This window comes from Ensifer sp. LC163, from assembly GCF_001695855.1.
Taxonomy (GTDB): Bacteria; Pseudomonadota; Alphaproteobacteria; order Rhizobiales; family Rhizobiaceae; genus Ensifer.
Map to the genome: position 1 here is coordinate 318,694 of NZ_MBSS01000023.1, position 16,854 is coordinate 335,547.

General features: G+C 62.0%; 15 protein-coding genes. 6 read left to right on the top strand and 9 right to left on the bottom strand.

Annotated features, from left to right (window positions below; translation table 11 throughout):
• Nucleotides 1-158: 158 nt before the first annotated feature.
• Together BC360_RS19655 and BC360_RS19660 are read left to right on the top strand one after the other, a co-directional pair.
• Complete coding sequence (locus BC360_RS19655) at nt 159-1,517, top strand: dicarboxylate/amino acid:cation symporter (RefSeq protein ID WP_065785091.1); 1,359 nt, start codon at nt 159-161, stop codon at nt 1,515-1,517.
• A gap of 351 nt (nt 1,518-1,868) precedes the next feature.
• Nucleotides 1,869-2,315 (top strand): GNAT family N-acetyltransferase, encoded by a 447-nt coding sequence (locus BC360_RS19660; RefSeq protein ID WP_065796591.1) that lies wholly within the window; start codon nt 1,869-1,871, stop codon nt 2,313-2,315.
• A 12-nt stretch (nt 2,316-2,327) separates the two neighbouring features.
• Here the strand turns inward: BC360_RS19660 and BC360_RS19665 are convergent, their stop codons facing one another.
• Both BC360_RS19665 and BC360_RS19670 read right to left on the bottom strand, forming a co-directional pair.
• Nucleotides 2,328-2,546 carry a hypothetical protein gene (locus BC360_RS19665; protein WP_065785093.1) on the bottom strand — a complete coding sequence of 73 codons (219 nt, stop codon included), beginning with the start codon at nt 2,544-2,546 and terminating at the stop codon, nt 2,328-2,330.
• A gap of 33 nt (nt 2,547-2,579) precedes the next feature.
• A complete protein-coding gene (locus tag BC360_RS19670) occupies nt 2,580-4,529 on the bottom strand; it encodes a hypothetical protein (protein ID WP_065796592.1) in 1,950 nt (649 codons plus the stop codon).
• 556 nt (nt 4,530-5,085) lie between these two features.
• Between BC360_RS19670 and BC360_RS19675 the strand changes: the two genes are divergently transcribed.
• Nucleotides 5,086-5,478 (top strand): hypothetical protein, encoded by a 393-nt coding sequence (locus BC360_RS19675; RefSeq protein ID WP_065796593.1) that lies wholly within the window; start codon nt 5,086-5,088, stop codon nt 5,476-5,478.
• A 178-nt stretch (nt 5,479-5,656) separates the two neighbouring features.
• Here BC360_RS19675 and BC360_RS19680 read toward each other — a convergent pair whose 3' ends face one another.
• Nucleotides 5,657-5,992, bottom strand: coding sequence for a hypothetical protein (locus tag BC360_RS19680; protein WP_065785096.1), 336 nt, complete (start codon nt 5,990-5,992; stop codon nt 5,657-5,659).
• A gap of 225 nt (nt 5,993-6,217) precedes the next feature.
• Here BC360_RS19680 and BC360_RS19685 point away from each other — a divergent pair, with 225 nt between their 5' ends.
• Entirely contained in the window at nt 6,218-6,655 is a 438-nt protein-coding gene (locus tag BC360_RS19685; RefSeq protein WP_065785280.1) for a hypothetical protein, read from the top strand.
• Nucleotides 6,656-6,775: 120 nt separating this feature from the next.
• On the opposite strand, the gene BC360_RS19690 is transcribed toward BC360_RS19685, so the two are convergent.
• Nucleotides 6,776-8,110: a PLP-dependent aminotransferase family protein gene (locus BC360_RS19690; RefSeq protein WP_065796594.1), complete on the bottom strand. Its 1,335-nt coding sequence runs from the start codon at nt 8,108-8,110 to the stop codon at nt 6,776-6,778.
• 85 nt (nt 8,111-8,195) lie between these two features.
• On the opposite strand from BC360_RS19690, the gene BC360_RS19695 reads away from it, so the two are divergent.
• Nucleotides 8,196-9,212: a threonine/serine dehydratase gene (locus BC360_RS19695; protein ID WP_065796595.1), complete on the top strand. Its 1,017-nt coding sequence runs from the start codon at nt 8,196-8,198 to the stop codon at nt 9,210-9,212.
• Nucleotides 9,213-9,214: 2 nt separating this feature from the next.
• Nucleotides 9,215-9,643, top strand: coding sequence for a VOC family protein (locus BC360_RS19700; protein ID WP_065796596.1), 429 nt, complete (start codon nt 9,215-9,217; stop codon nt 9,641-9,643).
• Between the two features lie 93 nt (nt 9,644-9,736).
• Here the strand turns inward: BC360_RS19700 and BC360_RS19705 are convergent, their stop codons facing one another.
• The 5 genes from BC360_RS19705 to BC360_RS19725 form a co-directional block, all read right to left on the bottom strand.
• On the bottom strand, nt 9,737-10,954 hold the full coding sequence (locus tag BC360_RS19705; protein ID WP_065796597.1) for a CaiB/BaiF CoA transferase family protein: 1,218 nt from the start codon (nt 10,952-10,954) through the stop codon (nt 9,737-9,739).
• The gene (locus tag BC360_RS19710) at nt 10,951-12,006 is read right to left on the bottom strand and encodes an ABC transporter ATP-binding protein (protein WP_065796598.1); all 1,056 of its coding nucleotides are present in this window, start codon (nt 12,004-12,006) and stop codon (nt 10,951-10,953) included. Before BC360_RS19710 ends, BC360_RS19705 begins: the two co-directional genes overlap by 4 nt.
• 86 nt (nt 12,007-12,092) lie before the next feature.
• Nucleotides 12,093-14,201, bottom strand: a complete 2,109-nt coding sequence (locus tag BC360_RS19715; protein ID WP_244512787.1) for an ADP-ribosylglycohydrolase family protein — start codon at nt 14,199-14,201, stop codon at nt 12,093-12,095.
• A 17-nt stretch (nt 14,202-14,218) separates the two neighbouring features.
• On the bottom strand, nt 14,219-15,403 hold the full coding sequence (locus BC360_RS19720; RefSeq protein ID WP_065796599.1) for an ADP-ribosylglycohydrolase family protein: 1,185 nt from the start codon (nt 15,401-15,403) through the stop codon (nt 14,219-14,221).
• Nucleotides 15,390-16,814, bottom strand: a complete 1,425-nt coding sequence (locus BC360_RS19725) for an extracellular solute-binding protein (protein ID WP_244512789.1) — start codon at nt 16,812-16,814, stop codon at nt 15,390-15,392. Before BC360_RS19725 ends, BC360_RS19720 begins: the two co-directional genes overlap by 14 nt.
• Nucleotides 16,815-16,854: the final 40 nt, after the last annotated feature.

A 16,854-nucleotide genomic window follows, 5' to 3' on the forward strand; every position in this document is an offset into this window, starting at 1 on the left:
CGCGGACCGGCGACCGCTACGCGCAGGAAAATTATTCCACCTATGGTGGGCCACGTGTCAAAGCATTGCTTATCCCAGGCAGCAAGCTTGACTAGATTGCGCCAGTTGCGGAAGCTCTCTGCGAACGCTCCTCGCCTGCCATCAATCGAGTGTGAATCTTGTCCCAAGCTACTACCAAATCCCCGTCGAAGCCGTTTTTCCTGTCGTTCGGCTTTCAAGTTCTGGCAGCCATGGTCATCGGGCTGCTGCTCGGCCTCATCGCCCGAAATATGGGTGCCGATGCGGCCGGCAACCCCAACTGGCTGACCGTGACGCTCCAGACCATCGGCTCCATCTTCGTGCAGCTTTTGCGCGCCCTGGTCCCACCGCTCGTCTTTACGGCGATCGTCGCGTCCATCGCCAATCTGGCGACGCTCCAGAATGCGGCGAAATTGGTCTGGCAGACGCTCCTCTGGTTCGCGATCACGTCGCTCATTGCGGTTATCATCGGCATCGCGCTCGGCCTTATCATTCAGCCGGGCATCGGCTCGGCCGTGTCGCAGGAGGCTGCCAAGGCGCCATCCTATGCCGGCTCCTGGCTTGATTTCCTCAAGGGCCTGGTGCCCGCCAACATGCTGGGCCTTGAGGCAAGCACCAAGCTGACGGACGGAAGCGCCAGCACATCGCTGAATTTCAACGTGCTGCAGATCCTCGTCGTTTCCATCGCCTTCGGTGCAGCCGCACTGAAGGCGGGCGAAGCGGCCAAGCCCTTCCTCGCCTTCAACCAGTCGCTTCTCGCCATCGTCCGCAAGATCCTGTGGTGGGTCATTCGCCTGACGCCGATCGGCACCATCGGCCTGCTCGGCCGCGCCGTGGCGCAATATGGCTGGGGAACGCTCGCGCAGCTCGGCTGGTATGCCGCGGCAGTCTATATCGGCCTCGCCATCGTGCTCTTTGTCGTCTATCCGGCACTGCTGATCGCGCACGGCCTGAAGCCGTCGCGCTTCTTCGCCGGTGCCTGGCCGGCGATCCAGCTTGCTTTCGTGTCGCGCTCTTCGGTCGGCACCCTGCCCGTCACCGAAACCGTGACGGAAAAGAGCCTCGGCGTGCCGCGCGAGTTTGCGGCCTTTGCAGTCCCGCTCGGTGCAACGACCAAGATGGATGGTTGCGCTGCGATCTACCCGGCGATCTCGGCGATTTTCATCGCCCAGTTCTTCGGCGTGCCGCTTGGGCTGCAGGAATATGTGCTGATCATCTTCGTCTCCGTGCTCGGCTCGGCAGCGACCGCCGGCCTGACCGGGGCGACAGTCATGCTAACGCTCACCTTATCGACGCTTGGCCTTCCGCTCGAGGGTGTGGGCCTGCTGCTTGCCATCGACCCGATCCTCGACATGGGCCGCACCGCCGTCAACGTCGCCGGTCAGGCACTGGTGCCGACGATCGTTTCCAAACGCGAAGGCATTCTCGATGAGACCGTCTACAATGCCGGCAAGTCCATAGAGGACCCGGAACCGGCCGCTGTGCTCCAGACGGCATGATCGCCTTCACATCCAGAGAAAGCCGGCACCTCGCCGGCTTTCTTGCTTCTTTTGCTGGCCATCCGCCGGATGCCTCGGGTTGTTGCAGTTCGGGGACCTGCGCCTCGCATCGGCCTTCCGCGTTTTTGCACTGCTTTCATCGATAGCGTCAGCGAAGCAGGACCGCGAAGGTCGGTAGACCAAAATCATGACCGATCCATTCCGAATGCAAAACTTGCCGGCAGCATTCGCGCTTCAATCAGTGCGTTTCGATTACGACCAGCGATACCGTAGAGTTGTTCTCGGCCCGCGATTGGAATACTGAGTGACTGTGATTTCTGCCTTAACAGCACGTTACGCAGCGGAGCTTGGATGCCGGTCATCTTCCAGCGGATAAATCAGGACCACGCGTTGCAGGCGGCTACCATTATCGTCAAGGCATATAGTGAGCCGCCTTGGAATGAGGAGTGGACGTTTGACAGGGCGGCGGCGCGCATGGGCGAGTTGTCGACCACTCCGGGCTGGCTCGGCGTCGGGGCACTCGAGGATGGCAGGTTGTATGGGTTTGCCATCGGCCTTCCTCATACGTCGGCTTCAGGCCGAGGCCTGTATATACCTGAGATCGCGGTGCTTCCATCTCACCAGGCCAGAGGCATTGGGAAACAGCTGCTCAAACTGCTCGAGGCTGAAGCCCGGAACGCCGGTTTCTCGAGCGCATGGCTTTTGTCGCAAGGTCAGGGCGCCGCTGCAGAATATTACAAGGCAAGCGGCTACGAACAGGCCGCGAGGCTCAGGGTCTATTCAAAATCGCTACAATGACGTTCTGACGCCCTACCCCTCGTAGTGCCCCGATGATGCGGCGGCGGCCGACTTGACGACCAACGCCACGTCCGCACCCTTGATCACGCTCACCCCTGCCGCGCGCAAATCGGCAACTGTCTTCAGTCCGCCTGCCTTCGGTGCTTCAAGTGGCTCGACGCTGCGAGCATCCAGATCGACAACCCAAAGACCCTCTTCGCCTTCGATACCTATGACAACAACTTTGGCCATCCGTTTTCCCCTCTTGCTATGGATTTGCCCGGTTTAAAATCCCGCCCTCTTCAAGCCTTCTCGATAGAGGTCCTTGTGCCATTGTTCCTTGCTGGGAACGGCGGCAAGCCATGTGTCCAGATCGAAATTGGGGTTGGCTTCGCGCACTCGGCGAACGAAGACACGCGCCTTGTCCCGCTGGCCCAACATGGCCCAGTTTGCAGCCGACAGCCTGTCCGCCAGGCTCGGATCGGCCATCCGCCCGATGAAGTCGAGCGAGGTCTCGAATTCGCTGAGCGCGTAGTTCGCTCCCGCAGCGGTCCAAAGATAGGAGTCCGGGCTCAAAGGATTGAGCTCGATCGCGCGTTCGATCTTTTGCAACGCCTTGCCGGGAAGTGAACAATGCACGAGAGTATCGGCATGGTCGGCGATGATATCCGCGTGGTGGGGACCAAGCGTCTCGGCCAGCTCCATCGCTTCGGCGCTTTCATCGAAGCCCCCCTGCAGCAGCTTGGCCACGCCGAACTCGCGATAGCCGTCAGCCAGATTCCGACGGGCATCGATGGCACGCATCGCGAACACCTCGGCCGACTTCAGCAGTTCGATATCGCCACGTGCCGTCAGCAGCCATTCCTTGGAGTAGGTCCTGGCGATCGAACTCAGAGCCGGCGCAAAATCGGCGCTCGCATGCAGCGCGGCCTTCATCTCCTTGCGCGCGCGCCGCAGATCCGGAAGCGTGAGCCGGTTCAAGTGTCGCCTTCCAACGAGATAACTATGATACGCAGCCGGGTTCAGTTCGCGATAGATGCGCGCCGCCTCATGCCGTTCGATCTCGCTTGAAACCGAAAGCGCGATGTTTCGCGCGATCACGTGTCGGGTACCGACAAGGTCCGGATGGTTCAGACTGAACCGTTCCGCCCACACAACCTCGTTGTCAGGAAAGAAGACGAGCTGAACGAACAACGTGCCGTCGCGATCGTGATTGTTGAACCGGCTATCGAGGATATAGCTGAGAGAATGACGCTCGAAGAAATCGGTCCGGCCCTCGAACTGATGACCTATCTGGACGGCAGAATGATGCGCAATCACCTGAAGGCTGTTGAAGGCGCAAAATCCGATCGTGATGTCCTCGATCAAGGCGTTTGCGATGAAACGGCTGTCCGGGTGCCCGGCGTGGTCGCTCGGGGGCAGCAGCACCAGACGAGGAACCGTCTGTTGGCGGACCTCTGCAGATCCGGCCTGGGAGCCGAGTTCCGACATGCTCGCGGGACGAGCGTTCACCCCGGCGCCCGGCGCCGTTTCCCGCATGCTTCTGTTCGCCGTAGCGTTCACGAGATCGACGCCGCGTGCAAGCGCACGGCTTCGCCTCTCGACAATCTTGCTGAGATGATCGACTTGATCTTCGGCGTGAAAGACTTCGACAAGCAATTGCAGCGTGTCCGAATCCGCGTGTTCGACTCCGAGCAGCAGGATCCCCGCGTCCTTCAGAACTTCGGCATCTTCCTCCGACCGCGCCGAGCGCGACGCCTTTCTCAACAAAGCCTTGAGTAGAGCGTTTTGGCGGTCCTTCTGCTCGGCAACCCAGCCATAAAATTCACCGCTCTGACAGCCGACCTGCCCAAGGAAAGAGCGATGCATCAGCGTCGCAAGGTTGCCGAGCTGGGCCAAAGGCTCGGCAACGTCCCCATCGATGGTCCAAACCATATCCGACAATAGGGATACTCGATCAACCAGGATCATACTGTCAGTAAAGGACAGGAACTGCACTCCGAGTTCCTTCTGGCGGAGCCTGATCCTCGAGATCATCTTGCGCATGTTCACGAGAGAAACGGCACTGTCTTCGTTGCCCCACAGGAATGCGGCCATCGCCGTCCGGTGTTCGGCTCCTTCTCTGGTCGTCAGCAAATAAGCGAGAAGTAACAAACCTTTTTCGGGATAGGCGACCTGTCGTCCTTCCGGATCAACAAGCTTCAGACCGCCAAAGGTTTGCAAAAAGAAAGCCATTTGTACCTTTAGGCGGTTGCGCCAATATTGATCAGCGTCCCCCGCGCAGAAAAACTCAACGGCAGCGTCTAAGCCTTTCGGGCGATAGTCGGGAAGCACTTTGGACAAACGATTGCTCGACAGAGTTTGTATCAAGGGCTTCCAGAATTCAACCAGGAATTTACATCGATAGTCGAAACCTGTGATAGTTTACCGACAGATATTCCCCGAGCATTTGCAGCTTATTCTACTTTCAATTGCAGACTTTATTCCAAACGACCCCGCAAAGACTGAAAAACCTCTTCGAATGACACAAGTGCCGTGTGCACCGGGATTGGCACTTCGCTCCGCTCTTCAGATCTGCTGCGGAACCACCCCTGACCTCACGATCCGTTGAACTCGCACGGAGATCAGCTGGGCATCGCCGAAGGACAAGGGGTCGTGACCTCGTACCAGCCTGCACCGGCATGACGCTTGCGCCTGAGAAACGCCATCGTGATTGGACTTCGCAGCCTTGTGGAGTCACGACAAAAAAAAGGGCTGGCGCAAAGCATCTATCGTCTGAATGGAGGCGACAATGAAGCACCGAACGCGCGAGCAACTGCTGGCCGTTGCGCAGGTTGAACAGGACCTGCGGCCAGCAAGCATGTCTCGCAATCAACGTCTTGAACGCTGGGCGGAACGTCTCGAGCTGATACCGCAGCAGCTTCTCTCAACAATCTTCGAAACCGAGTACAGGCCCGTCGAGGTCCGCGCCATGTTGCGCAGCGACAATTCGCCGATCTCGGTCGCGTTCGCGGATGCGGCGCTGCGCTCCGCCGGATTGCAGAGCGACACTTACGGCGAAGCAAAGCGGTTCTTCGAACTGAGCGACGCTCAACTGCACGAGGTCATCTGCTATTGTCACTTCGGAACCACCGTCAGCGCGACAACAGCGGCACGCATCATCCGATCGACGCTGATTGAGTGATCGTCGAGAACGGCGCGCGGCAGGAGACGATAAGGACCAATTGAGTGCGGTGAGCGCTTTTTGCGATATCATCGAGGGCCACCCAGGCGAGGCTTGGGTGCCTGGCGCGGGCAACAGCAGGCACACGTGCGGATCGCAAGGCATGAACCGACGGCGCCGTCCTGCCCTCAATCCAATTTCAATCCGGATCAGATGCGGCCGGCTCATCCGCTGGCAACGGTTCGGACTCCTGATCTCCTGTCACGACATCTCTTGCCAGCACCGCAACCTCTTGCTTCCCCCAGGCTTCGGCTCGATCCATCAGCGAACGCATCTCGGCGTTGAGCGCATGGGAGCGCAGGATGTGATCGGCGTGGCTGGTATTGGTGCGCGGATCGTAAAAGCTGCCGATGTCCTCGCCGGTGACGCGCCTGGCCTGCTCCAGCAACGCACGCAGCGCGGTGAGTTCAGCCTTTGCCACAAAGTATCGTCTCATCACGTCGATGAGTTCGCGATCGCGCGCTTTCGTTTTCATGAATGCCTCCGTCACAATGCAATTTGAGTGATCCCACAAGATGTCAAAATCTGGATCTTCAGCCGGGAGCAGGCGCGTTGCCTGTGGATGATTTGCCGCGGCGTCGGCTTGGAAGCGCAGGGCAAAGCGTCATCGTGATTGGACTTCGCACCCAACAAGAGTCACGCTTTCCCACAGGGAAAAATGGGCTGGCGCAGAGCATCAATCGTCCAAATGGAGGCGACAATGAAGCACCATACACGCGAGCAATTGCAGGTCTTTGCACAGATCGAACCGGACTATCGGCCGCTGAGCATGTCTCGCAGGGAACGTCTTGAGCGCTGGGCGGCGCTTCTTGAGCAGAGCCCGACCCGACATCTGGCGACGCTCTATGAAACCGAGCACCAGCCGGCCACCGTGCGCGATACCCTGCGCAACGACGGCTCGCCAATCTCCGTGGCATTCGACGACCCCATGCTGCGTGCCGCCGGCATGGAAGACGACACCTACGGCGAGGCGCTCCGGTTCTTCGAACTACGCGACTGGCAGCTACACGGCGTGATCTGCTATTGCCACTTCGGTGCAACGGTGAACGCCGAGACGGCAGCTAAGCTCGTCCGGTCAATTCTGACTGGCGAACGCAGCGGCCTGTTTGCCCGGCTGCGCGCGCTGTTTGTCGGCTGACGCGAGCCGCATTTCGTCATGGTGGGAGCGGTGGTGTCAGCGGGATCACGGTTCGCTGAGGGACCGATGATGCCTGGATGAAGCGCGCACGGCCCTGCGGCCGGTTGCGTCAATTCTCCGTCATTCGATCTCAGCGTCGCCGGGGACGGAGGCCAGCAGGGATCGGATCACGTGAAGCCCGCGCTCCAGGTCCTTGAGCGGCGGAGCGGAGATCGCGACCCGCACCGCGTTTGGCGCACGCCCTGGGATGGCACCAAACACGCCAGCAGGCGTGATGGCGACACCTTGCAAAGCGGCGGCCGATACGAACGCCTCGGCATTCCATGCCTCGGGGAGTTCGAGCCAGACATAAAACGCGTTGCTACCTGCCGGCGGCGGCGCGCGGCCGAGGATTCGCGCCGCCAGCAACTGCCGATCGCCCGCGTCCTTCCGCTTCAGGCTGGTGATACGGGCGGCTGTGCCGTCCGAGATCCACGATAACACCAGGCGCATGGATAACGACGACGCCATCCAGCCACCGGCGCGCATCACAGCGGCAATGCGATCCTTGGTCGACGGCGGCGCGACGACCAACCCGACACCGATGCCCGGCCCAAGTCGCTTTTGCATGCTGTTAACATAGATGACCTGCTCCGGCGCATAGGCCGCAAGCGGTGTCGCGTCGGAAAGGAAGGCAAAGGCCGCGTCCTCGATGCAGAAGATCCCGGTCTCTTCAAGCACTTCGGCGAGAGCAGCCCGCCGCGCGTGCGACATCGAGAAGCCGAGCGGGTTATGGATCGTCGGCTGGATGTAGATCGCGTCAAGCGGCTTGGTGCGATGCGCCCTGGCAAGGGCCGCGATATCGACACCGTCATTGTCGACCTCAAGTGCCACGAGCTGCAAGCCGAGCCGCGCCGCCATACGGATGATCGAAGGGTAGGTCAGCGGCTCGACGCCGACGCGATCGCCGGGCTTGCAAAGGGCCGCCATCACGCACGCGATCGCCTGACGCCCACCACCGGCAAAGAGGATGCCATCGGGCCTGGGGGTCCAGTGATCGTGCCCGAGGTAGTGCGAAACGATCGCGCCTGCTCCCTTTGGCCCGAAGGGACCGAGAGCGTCCATGGCGCCAAGGAGCACTGCCGGGTTGGCCAGGCTCTCGAACGCCGGCGCCATCAGGGCCGCCTGCTCCAGGGAACCCGACGTCGCCAGTTGCAAATCGATCGGCGCGTCGGCGATCTCGCTGATCCGCGTGGACTGCGGCCGGTCCGGTGTCCTGACGAAGGTTCCGCGCCCGACTTCGCCGACAACCAGACCGCGGCGGACAAGTTCGGCATAGACGCGGCTCGCGGTCGAGACCGCTATTCCTCTTTGATAGGCAAAGGCTCGCTGCGGCTGAAGTCGCGCACCGGCCGGCAGTTTTCCGGAGGCGATCTCGGCGGCAACGGCGTCGGCGACGGCGCGGTAATCCAGCATCTCAAATGCTCCGAGGGCAATATATCAATTGCACTCTTATGCCATCGGTGCATTTGTAAATCAAATTGCAGCACCGGATCATCTCATGACCTTTCCCGCCTCCTCCGCACCTTCCTTGCCGACGTTGCAAGACGTCGAAGCCGCCGCTCGGCTGATCGGCAGCTACTGCATCGAGACGCCGCTGCTGGAATCGTCCTACCTCAACCGGAAATATGGAGGCCGGTTGCTGCTCAAGGCTGAAAACTTGCAGGTCACCGGTTCGTTCAAGCTGCGTGGGGCGGTCAACAGGGTCGGGTCGCTGACCGACGACGAGCGGCGCCGTGGCGTCGTTGCCCGCTCTTCCGGAAATCACGGCCTTGCGATTGCCTATTGCGCCGGCCTGATGGGCACATCAGCCGTGGTTGTCGTACCTGAGACCGCACCGGCGGCAAAGGTCGAACGGATCGCGGCCTATGGGGCACGCGTCGTCATGGTTCCGATGAAGGACCTCGCCGACGTTGCCGCCAAAATCACCGAACGCGAGAATCGGGTGCTTATTCCGCCGGCCGACGATTTCTGGGTGGTTGCCGGCGCCGGCACCGTCGCGCTTGAAATGGCCAAGCAAGCCGCAAAGCTGAACGCCCGGATCGACGTGCTGCTTACCTGCTGCTCCGGTGGTGGACTGACCGCCGGTTGCCTGCTGGGCCTGAGCAAGATGTCTCCGGCCACCAAGGTCTATGGCGTCGAGGCCGTCGGTTTCGAGAAGATGGCAAAATCGCTCGCCGCCGGCAACCGCATCAACCTGGCACCAGGCGGCCATTCGATCTGCGATGCCATCAGCGGGCTCTATATGGCAGAGATCCCCTTCGAGATCATCAAGCCTGATTTGGCCGGCACGTTCGCTGTCACGGATGACGAGGCAAAGGAGGCGATGCGCGTCGCCTTCAGCGAATTCGGCCTCGCACTAGAGCCGGGAAGCGCCGTGGCGTTGGCGGCCGTGCTCGCCGGCAAGATACCGCTCGAAGGCAGAACATTTGCCGTCACGCTATCCGGCCGGAACGTCGATCTGGACCTTGCGGGCGGGATACTGGCGGGTGATGCGCCAACGGTCGGCAGGGCATGAGCATGTTCAGCCACGTCACGGTCGGCTGCAGCGACCTCGGCCGCGCCACCCTCTTCTATGACGCCGTTCTCGAACCTCTCGGCCTCGTCCAGCGGCCAGTTTCTCCCGATGGCGGGCCGGCATCGTCCTGCTGGATCGCGCCGGGTCAGGCATTGCCCCGCTTTTACGTCTATGAACCGTTCGACAGGAAACCCGCCAGCGTCGGAAACGGCAGCATGGTCGCCTTTCTCGCGCCGGCTTCTGCGGCGGTCGACCGAGCCTACGCTGCGGGCCTCGCTGCCGGCGGTACGGACGAGGGCGCTCCCGGTCCACGCCCGCATTATGGAGACGGCTACTACGGCGCATATCTGCGCGATCCCGATGGCAACAAAATCCATCTCGTCTTTCGAGGCGACCTTCAGCCCGCCTACAGCGCCGCGCGTCAAATATGACGCGCAAAGGACGCTGTAGCACTTTGAACTTGCTGCATAATTTTATCCTTAAGTCGATTCCGACTAAAGGAATTATGCAGTCGTGTCGCAGCCTTATCGGGCAGTCGCTGCAACGACCGCAGCGACCGTCGCCGGGGAAAGCTCCACCTCTGCCAGCACCTCGGCCGTATGCTCCCCAAGCGCCGGCGCCGGGCGCCGGAAGCGCCCCGGTGTTTCGGACATGCGCGGCACGATATTGTGCATCGGCAGCGCCCCGTGCTCCGCATCGTCCAGCGACACGATGACCTCGCGCTCGGCGAAATGCGCGTCGTCAGTGGCGTCGGCAATATTGTAGATTGGCCCGACCGTTGCGCCACTGTCGCGCATGATGGCAAGCGCTTCGTCATGAGAACGGACGGCAAACCAGGCGCCGATCGCCTCATCAACCAGATCGCGGTGTTTGAGGCGCTCGCTGTTGGAGCGGAAGCGTGGATCGTCGTTCATGTCGGCGCGGCCGATGATCTCGAATATCCGCCGGGCGACGGCCGGCGTCGAACCGGAGAGCGCGACGTATTTGCCATCGGCGCATCGGTAGACGTTGCGCGGGCAGGCGGTGTTCGAGGCGCTGCCGATGCGCTCCTTGACCGTGCCGTTGAGCGCATAGATACCGGCCTCGGGGCCAAGCACGGAAAAGATCGGCTCCAGCAGCGACAGGTCGATGACCTGCCCGCGCGCCCTGCCCTGTTGGCGCGCAAAGAGCGCCGTCATCGTCGCCGACATGCCGTAGACACCGGCGATCATGTCGGCGAGCGCCAGCGGCGGCAAGACAGGCTCCCGATCGGGAAAGCCGGTGCGGTACGCATAGCCGCTCATGCCTTCGACGATGGTTCCGAAGCCGGGAAATGCCGCATAGGGCCCGGTCTGGCCGAAGCCGGAAATGCGCACGACGACGAGATCGGGATTGCGCGCCAAGAGCGCCTCCGGGCCAAAACCCATTTGCTCCAAGGTACCCGGGCGAAAATTCTCGATGAGGACGTCGGCACTCGCCACCAGCGCCCAGAGCGCCTCGCGGTCAGCCGTTTCGCGCAGGTTGAGGACCACCGAACGTTTGTTGCGCCCGTAGGTCTTCCAGAACAGCGACAGCCCTTCGTCTTTCCACTCGCGCAGCGGGTCGCCGGCCGGCGGTTCGATCTTGATCACGTCGGCGCCGAAATCGGCAAGCTGCAGCGACAGCATGTTGCCGGCGACCAGACGCGAAAGGTCGAGAACCCTAATCCCTTCGAGAGGGCCTTCGGCGCTCGGGTCCCAGTGTTTTCTGGCAAATTCGCTCATTGGATGCGTCCGCCCGTCTTGTCGTCGAACAGTAGCAAGTTGGCGGTGTCGAAGCCGATCGTCACGTTTGCGCCCGATTGCAACAGCGCGCTTTCGCCGAGAACCATGGTGAAATCGGTGGCCCCAACCCGCAGCATCACCTCCTGCGCCTCCCCGGTCGGCTCGACCAGCACGACCTCGGCGGCGATGCCGCTGTCGGCAGGATGGATATGCTGCGGACGTATCCCATAGACCACCTTGCGACCCTCTGCGAGCCCATGACCGGGCGGCAACGGCAGACGGGCGCCATCGGCAAGCCGCAGCATCTGGCCGTCGATCTCGCCGCGATGCAAGTTGATCTCGGGCGATCCGATGAAACTGGCGACGAACAGGTTCTGAGGATTTCTGTAGAGGTCCAGCGGTGGCCCCATCTGCTCGATCTTGCCGCCGTTCAGAACCACGATCTTGTCGGCCATGGTCATGGCTTCCGTCTGGTCGTGGGTGACATAGATGGTCGTCTTGCCCAGGCGCTGGTGCAGCTTCTTGATCTCGCCGCGCATCTTCACCCGGAGTTTGGCGTCGAGGTTGGAAAGCGGCTCGTCGAAGAGGAAGGCGCGGGGATCGCGGACGATGGCGCGCCCCATGGCCACGCGCTGACGCTGGCCGCCCGACAGCTCGCGCGGAAGCCGTTCGAGCAGATGCTCGAGCCCTAGAATATCGGCGGCCTCGTTGACGCGACGATTGATCTCGGTCTTCGAAACGCCCGCAAGCTTCAGCGCGAAGCTCATGTTGTCGGCGACCTTCATGTGCGGATAGAGCGCGTAGCTCTGGAACACCATCGCAAGGTCGCGCTCCTTGGCCGGCATGTCGTTGACGATGCGGCCACCGATGGTGATTTCGCCGGCGCTGATGTCTTCCAGCCCAGCAATCATCCGCAGCAGCGTCGACTTCCCGCAGCCGGACGGGCCGACCAGGACCACGAATTCGCCGCTGCCCATGTCCAGCGAAATATCATCGAGCACCGACAGGCTGCCGTAGCTCTTGCCCACACTCCGCAGTTCAATCTCGGACATGGTCTCTCCTCCCACTTGATAGGCCGATGCGCTCCTTGCTCGCCCACCGGCCCGTTTCACGGACCGGCAGGCGGGATCAAAGCCGCTCAGGCGGTCTCGACAATCTCGATCGTTCCGACGCTCATGCGACCGAGCGCACCGAGGCGAAGGCCGGCCATGCCATAGGCAAACTGGTCGTCGCTTGCCTCGATCAGCGGCTTGCCGTCGATCGCGAAGGACAAGGCATTGCCCTCAACGGAAAACGCGAAACCGTAGTCCTTTCCGTTCTCGCGCTTGAACGGGGCACGCGCGAGAACGGTGGTGCCGAAATCCTCCTTGAGGATAACCACGTCGTCGCCGTCGAAGCCTGCGGCATAGAACCGGCTCGTGCCCTGCACGCGGGCCGTAACAAGTTGCGACGGGCCGGCGAGCGGCCGGACATCCGCCAGGACCTTGACGTCGCGGGCGTAGTAATGGCCCGTCCACATATCGGCATCATTGGCCGTATGGGCGTGAATATGGCCATCCTGCAGGGTCCAGTGGCCACGGTTCCAGGTAAAGCGCGAGATCGCGCCCCACTCCTGCACTTCCGCCTTGGGATCGATGACGGCCTTGCCCGGGCCTTCCACCTTGAAATCGGCGAGGAACAGGCGGCCGAGGAATTTCAGTCGGCCGAAATATTCGACCTGAATGCCGATCTCGTCGATCGCCTCCACGCCCTCAGGTACGGTAAATCCATAGTCCTGCCAGCCTTCATGATTGGGCAGGTGCCACGCGCCGGTCTCCTCGATCGCGCCAGACATCGCCCGGCGGATATAGGGCGCGACGCGCAGGTTTCCGTCACCGTTCCACGGGTCGAGCCACAGCTTGAACGACACCTTCTGGCCAGCATCGACGAGCGGCGAGAACATCGGGCGATAACGCTCGTCGTCGAAATCGGAGCGGCGATAGAACGGCTTCCAAAAGATCCGTCCGCCCTGGCCGCGCTCGAGCCGATCGAGCTGGATTTCGAGCGAACCGCGCGATCCTTCGGTCTGCCTTTCGCTCGAGCCCTTGAGGCTGATCTGGTTGAAGCCCTCGGTGCGGAAACCATGGGTCGAACCGGGCAGGTCGAAATCGAAACGGACGCCGCGGCGGGTGAAGTCTTCCAGCCAAAGGGCCGGCACGTCGTCGCCGCGCAGTTGCAGCGCAAGCACCGTCAGTTCCCGGGCAAAGGACGGGATGTCGACGATGTTGATCGAGCCGACGATGCCGGAGGCAACGATGAAGTCGTTGATGGGTTTGCGGTATTTGTCCCAGTTCGGCTGGAGCCCCTGGAACGTGCCGACAATGGCGCCCGCATTGCCGGCATTGCAGTCGGTGTCCCAGCCGGCCATGGTCGCGATCTCGGCCGTGCGCGGCAGATCGCCTTCGCCATAGAGGATCGCCATAACCGTGACGCCGGCATTCGGGATGATGTGGCAGACGCCGGGATAGCGGTCATAGCCCCATTCAGCGGTCAGCATGTCGCGGCAGGCCCGCCAGTTGCCGGGGTTGGCCTTGTGGAAGTCGATGACGGCCTGCGCCACGCGGGCATAGGTCGATTTCGCGTCGATGGTCGCCATGGCAGCGGCGATCACCTCGGCGATCGACGTCGCCTCGAATGCCTTGGCGATGGCGGCGGCGCAGAAGCGGGCGCCGTTCAGCCCGTCGCCGTCGTGAGCAACACTTGCCGCGCGGGCGGAGGCGTCGGCCGCCTTTTGCGGCTCGCCCGGATGCACCCAGCCCCAGCTGTCGATGAAGATCTGGCCGCCGATCTGCTCGGCGACCGTCGCGCCGTTCTGAGCGATCGAGCCGGATTGCGGTGCCGGAATGCCGGCGCGCAGGTTGCGATAGGCGGTGTGTTCGGTCGAGACGCCGAAGCCGCCCCACCAGTACATGCCGTGCTCTTCGGCGGCATAGTTCACCCAGGTCTTGCCGACGTCGGCGGCGCTGGCCTTGAGCCCGTAGTCGCGCAGCGCGCGGATGAAATAGACCGGGCCATTGGTGTCGTCGTCTGCGGCGAAATTCTTGAAATCGCGCAGGTACTGAGTGACTTCCCCGTAGGTCTTCTGGATGCGCTCATAGCTCCAGATCGTCGGCTCGACCGGCGCGCCAAGGCGAACGCCAATGGCCTTGCCGATGAAACCGGCATAGATCTTCTCGTAAATCATCTCTTTGCTGAGCTTGGGCATCATGCGTCTTTCGTTATCAATCAAAATGTGAGGGCGGCGCGGAAGCTGGCCCGCCTGTCGGCGGTCGCCTGGTCGGCGGCCAGGATGGCTGTTGCCGTTTCGGTGAACCGATCGGCGGAGACGGTGAGGTCGAGCCTGTTGACCTGGTCGAGCAAGGCGCAGTCGGCAGCGTCGATGACGCCTTCGCCGTGCATCGCGCCGAGGATCGCACCGGCCATGACGCCGATGGAATCCGTATCGCGGCCGGAATTGATGCCGTCCTCGATCGAGCGGCGGAAATCGCCGTCGTTGAACAGGCAAAATCCGAGCGCCAAGGGCAGTTCTTCGATCGAGCCGAGGCGGTTGGGCTGATAGGCGCCAGTCAGCCGTCCGGCCTTGGCAGCGGTGTGGTTGACGTCGTCGCCCATGGGAGAATAGGGCGCGATGGCCGCATGGAAAGCGGCGACAACCGTCGCATAGTCGGCGCCCTGTGCCTTGAGCTTGCGGGCCACTTCGGCGATGTCGGCAATGGCGTTGCGCGTGCCGTCCTTGGCCAGCGCCAGAACGGTACCGATCACGCCTTCGATATCGGTGGCCGGAATGAAGGCGGCGGCAACCGCGGCGGCGAAAACGCCTGCTGCTTCGAGGCCAAAACTTTCCTGGTGGCCGGAGGCGAACGCGATCGCCTCGTCATAGGCAGCCTTCGGATCGCAGGCGTTGACGACACCGATCGGCGCCACATACATCGCCGCGCCGCAATTGACCATGTTGCCGATGCCGCCCTGGCGCGGATCGCAAGATGCCAGCTGATGGCGCTGGAAGATCCATTTTTCCGGATAGAACAGCCGCTCGATCAGCATCGCTTCGCGCTGCAGTTCCGGCACGTAGCGCGACACCCAGGCGATCTGTTTGACCATGCCGTCGGCCATGTCCCAGGCATCGAGATGCCTGCCGACCTCGCCATAGATATCCATCAGGCAGAGCGTCATCAGCGTGTCGTCGGTGACAATGCCGTTGCCGCGCACCCGGCCGTTGCGGGCCGTGGCGTCGAGCGACATCTTGTGCCACTCGGTGTTAAGCGACGTCACCCGCCCATATCGCGCCGCGATCTCGGCGGCCGACAGTTTTTCGACCGGCGCCCCCATGGCGTCGCCGAGAGCGACGCCATGGATGAGCGCGCGGACCCTCCCCTTCAGGGAGAGCCCTTGAACGCTACTTTTCTGCATCTAGAACCGTCCTTGCATAGTCATTGAGACGTTTGCCGCCGGCCGCTTCCCACTCCGCGACATACTGGTCCCACTGATCCATCTTGGCGGCGCCGGAAATGAACTTGTAGACCCAGGACCGATAGACGTTTTCGGTCGCATCGAGATCGGCGGCGTAGTCGGCCGGCCATACGAAGGTGTTGTCCGGCTTGAAGTCTTCCTGGATCGTCGCCAGCGACTGCTGGGCTGCTTGCGACTGCCAGACGACGGGCGGGGTCCAGTTGGCCGCAACCATGAAGCGGGCGTACCAGGTGGCGATCTTGTCGGTGACCTTATAGGCATCGCCGTCCTTGGTGTATTCCTGGCCCTCGAAGCCGAGGCGGTCGAACATCTGGCCTTCGGGACTTGCCATGAAGTCCAGCAGCTTCATCACTTCGGCCTTGTGCTCGGAGATGGTCGAGATCGCCAGGCCGCGCGATTCCTTGGAGACGTCGACGGCGGCGAGGCCCTGGCCTCCCGGTCCCTTCGGCGGCGCCAGAAGCACGAGCTCGGCGCCCGGATGGACCTGGCGCATCTTGCCGCCATAGATGTCGATGACCTCGCCGGAGGAGCCGAAGATCACCCCTGCCTTGCCGGTGTAGAACTTGTCTTCCTTCACGTCGAACTTGGTGGTGATGTACTCTGGATCGTAGAGGCCCTGTTCGCGCAGCGAGGCGTAGAAGGCGATCTTGTCCTTCTCCTCAGCGGTGACGCGCGCATGCACCCACTCGCCGCCTGCGTTCTTCATCCAGGTGCCGGTGATGCCGAATGCCTGGTTGAAGATAGAATCGAGCTCGTTTGTGTTGTCGGCGGTGGTCACGCCGTAGCTGTCGGCGACGCCGTTGCCGTCGAGATCGCCGTCCTTGATGGCCTTGAACAGGGTGACGTAGTCTTCGACGGTTTCAGGCGCCTTGAGGCCGGTCTTTTCCAGCCAGTCCTTGCGGATCACCGGCTGGGGACCACGCACGGGATAGACATAGAGCAGGTAGGGATAGTTCTTCAGCCGCTCGACATTGTGCGGCCACAGCGCGTCTTTGAGATATTTCGTGTCGGCAAGCATCGGGCCGAGGTCTTCAAGCACGCCCTGCTCGACCATCTTGGCGTCGCCGCCCTGGAAATAGATCAGGTCCGGAATGTCGCCCGACAGCAGCATGACCGACAATTTGTCGGCGTAGCCGGAAGACGGCAGGTCGACGAGTTCGATGTCGAGATCGGTGCCCTGCGCCCTGAGCGCGTCCTCAATGCGCTGCAGGTGCTTGACGTCGTCAGGATTGGATGGGGTGAAGTCCTTGGACACCACCCGGATCTTGATCGGTTCGGCCATTGTCGGGGCGGCCGCGCCGAGGCTGAGCGCCAGGGCTGTCGATGCCAGCAGGACCATTTTTCTAAGCATTTCGTCTCCTCCGTTTAGATAGGCTTCTTTGTTTGAATTC